The 3,932-nt window shown below is 58.4% G+C and carries 1 protein-coding gene; it reads left to right on the top strand.

The window, feature by feature from the left end; translation table 11 throughout:
- Positions 1–703 precede the first annotated feature (703 nt).
- On the top strand, positions 704–3,932 hold a 3,229-nt coding region (locus tag LH464_RS23975; RefSeq protein WP_226788918.1), incomplete at its 3' end, for an Ig-like domain-containing protein.

The following is a 3,932-nucleotide window of genomic DNA, read 5'->3' as shown; positions in this document are numbered from 1 at the left end:
GTGGGGGAAGGGGCCACCGGCGGCGGAAGCTGTCATCGAATAGGTCAATGCGGCGAGACCTATGCCTGCCACGGCTACTGCAAGTTTCCTGATCATTGGATTAACCCTGCTGTCGATGGGGCGCCAGATCAGCCTTCCCCACAGTTGCTCATCAGCGTCGCAATAAAGCTCGATCAGACCTAGATCTGCACGCGCTCGCTGCACCGCTCTCGGGACGAGCGCGGATCGAATGCTTAGCCCGTCGTCATTGCCGTGATATATAATCTGGCGCTAATACTGGCAATCAATTTTAACTGTTTCTGCATTACAATTGCGTAATATTGCATGTTTGCGTACTGCAATCTGGTCGACATCTCGCGCAATTATGTATCGAAAGGTCCGCTCTGGAGATGACATGGGATGCCACTCTTCCGGTCGCGAAAGCGGCAAAACCCCTTCTAAGGCTCGAATAGAGGCCGATCGTGGCTGGGCTGAGGAAGCGGGGGTCTGCTGCACCCGTCTGACGCCGCCTCCTCGGGAGCGCCTGCCTGGCGGCGATATTGATGAGCGTGGCGAGCAGGTGAGGACTTGGTCAAAAGCCCGTCAAAGATTCACATACTTCGCGATATTAATAATATGAGCCTACTATCGTAATTGAATATTAAGTTGAGATGAGTGCATAAGGGCGGCAAATACGTCTCATTCTTTCAAATACGGTGATCAAATGGCTCGCATCCCTTCATCAAAGTCTCCGGCGAACGAATCCGCTGGCCGCAAAATCCTGACGGTAAACGACGGTGTGGCGCGAGTTTCGATTGATCCATCCTCGGTGGTCAAATACGTCCGCGTCGGCAATGACCTGCTGATCCACCGCGACAGCGGCAAGATTATCCGTGTGAAAGCCTTTTTTACCGCAGACGATCAGCAGCGTCTCGAACTGGTCTTTGTTCATCATAACCGGGAATGGCCCGTGACGGCGGTCACGTCCACCATCCCGGTTGATGACGAAACAGGAAGAGAGGTTCTTTTTGCGTCGGGTACGGACGGTTCGGGCGTTGGCTTGCTGGGCAATGCTGGCTTACTGGGTCTACTCGGCGCCGCAGCCGCTGGCGTCGGTGCGACGCTTGGGGGCGGATCTGGCGGGGGATCAGGTAGCGACAACACGCCAGCGCCACTGGCGCCTTCGCTTAATCTCCAAGCCCACCAGAATGGCACGGTCACTGCGTCTGGATTGTCTGCCCCCGGTGCCTCGGTCCTGGTTACCTTTCCTGATGGTTCAACCAAGACAGTACTTGCTGATGCCAACGGTGAATATCGCGCAACTTCCTTGCATGCCCAACCATCGGGTGAAGTCACGGCGGTCACCATTGATGTCAACGGAAAGGTTAGCCCCCCGGCCAATGCGGACTATCTCGACAAGATTGCGCCGGCCTCCCCGGACGGGGTTGTGTTCGATGATGATATTGGCACCGTTCAGGGCCTGATCGAGGCAGACACAATCACCGATGACGCGCGTCCGACCATCAGCGGCAATGCCGAGGCAGGCTCGACCGTCACCATCCGCGATGGTGAGACGGTCCTGGGTACGGTTCGCGCCGACACCAGCGGCAAGTGGAGTTTCACACCGACCACACCGCTCCGGGATGGGGTTCATTCAATCACCATCACGGCAAAGGATGCCGCTGGCAATGAGAGCGCCGCAGCAGGCCCCCTTCAGTTCACGGTAGACACCAGTGGCCCTGACGTGGTGGTGACCAACGCTGATGCCGTTGATGATGATGGTGCGGTGCTGTCGGCGATTGCCAACGATGGCTTGACCAGGGACACGACGCCAAGGCTGTCCGGAACATCGGAAGCGGGCGCCAAGATTGTAATCTACGACAATGGCGTGCAGATCGGCTCAACCCTTGCCGACAAAGACGGCGCATGGAGCTTTGCTCCACCCGCTCTTGCCGAGGGAAATCACGCTTTTACGGCCCAGGCCACGGATACTGCCGGCAATGCCGGGAAAGTGTCGGACGTTTGGACCTTCCGGGTCGACACCACTGCCCCGGAAGTCCCAGTCATCGGCAGGATCATGGACGATATCGGCTCGGTTACAGGACCGCTTGCCGATAGCGCCGTCACCGATGACAGGCGACCGCAATTGTCGGGTTCCGGCGTTACGGCTGGTGATATTGTCACCATTTACCACAATGACAATGCAATAGGTACTGCTGTCGCGGGCAGCGATGGCCGGTGGAGCTTCACCATCGATGAGGACCTCATTGATGGCGAGCATGAATTTACGGTGACGGCGACAGATGCAGCCGGCAATGAGAGCGTCAAGTCGACACCACATATGATTGTCGTCGACACAGAGGCTCCTGAGGCAAACTTCGTGCCGGTTATAGCAAGCGCCAGCGATGACGTAGCACCTAACACCGAGCCGGTACTTGATCACGGCTATACCAACGATACGACGCCGCGGCTGAACGGGTCGGGCGCCGAGCCCAATGGACTGGTGCGGATCTATGAAGGATCGACCCTGCTGGGCCAGGCGCAGGCCGACAGTGGCGGCAACTGGTCGTTCGATGTGCCGGCGCGGGCACAGGGCGAGCATATGTTTACGGCTATCGCCGTCGATGTTGCGGGCAATGAAGGCTCAAGCTCGGCGCTGTTTACGCTGACCATCGACACCACGGCACCGGGTACGGGTGCGGCGACGATCACCCATGCGCTGGATGACCAGAACCCGGTCACCGGCGAGATGGCCGCCGGCGATGTCACCAACGACGCCACTCCCACCTTGCAAGGCACGGCTGACGCCGATATCGTTTTGGTCCGCATCTATGATGATGGGCTTTATCTGGGACAGGCACACGTTGCCAATGGCACATGGAGCTTTACTCCCGAAGGTAATCTCAGCCATGGGATCCACAACTTCCAGCTCAAGGCCGTTGATGCGGCCGGCAATGAAGCAATTGGCTACTCCCAGAGCTTCAGCCTCACCCTTGATCTACTGGCGCCGAACCCCCCGACTATCGGCAAGATCCGTGACGATGAAGGCTCGATAAAGAGTACGGTGGCCGATGGTGCATCCACGGACGACCTGCGGCCGGAGCTGTCCGGCACTGGTGCCGAAGCCGGCTCTATCGTCACCATCTATGACGATGGTCACGTGCTCGGCACGACAGTCGCCGCCGACAACGGTTCGTGGACATTCACGCCGGCCACCGATCTTGAGGAGCGCGACTATTCGTTTACCGTGACCGCAACCGATAAGGCGGGCAATGAAGGGCCACACTCTCCCGCCTATGAGATCACCATCGACCGTACCGCGCCCAATAAGCCGCTAATCATCAGCGTGGAGGATGACGTAGAAGCGATCGCCGGTGATCTCGAGGATGGCGATTTTACCAATGATCGGACGCCACGCCTCAATGGGGCGGGTGCGGAAGCGGGTAGCCTTGTCGGCATCTACGACAACGGCAACAAAATCGGCGAAGCCCACGCTGATTCCTTTGGTAACTGGACATTCACGCCGCTTGCTTCGCTCACTCAAGGGGCGCATTCGTTCCAGGTGTCGTCGACGGACGCTGCAGGAAACGAGAGCGAGAAATCTGACCCGTTCACCTTGGTGGTCGATAGTATCGCACCAAACCGCCCAGTGCTGGGCGCAGTCACTGACGCTGAGGGCACGATCACGGGCGCGCTTAGAGGCGGCTCGGTTAGCAATGACCCTCGCCCGGTGATCTCCGGCTCGAATGCGGAAGCTGGTGCCATTATCACGGTCTATGATCGCGGCGAAGCCATTGGTACTGCCGTTGTCGCTGTCGACGGCACTTGGGCAATGACACCGGAAATCGATCTTGAGGAGGGTCCTCACCAGATTGCCATCTCGGCCACCGACATGGCCGGTAATGAAAGCCCGCGCTCGCCCGCACTTAATTTCACCATTGACACGACGGCGC

It is taken from the genome of Pseudorhizobium xiangyangii (assembly GCF_020531965.1).
Taxonomy (GTDB): domain Bacteria; phylum Pseudomonadota; class Alphaproteobacteria; order Rhizobiales; family Rhizobiaceae; genus Neorhizobium; species Neorhizobium xiangyangii.
This window is presented reverse-complemented; position numbering and strand designations above follow the sequence as displayed.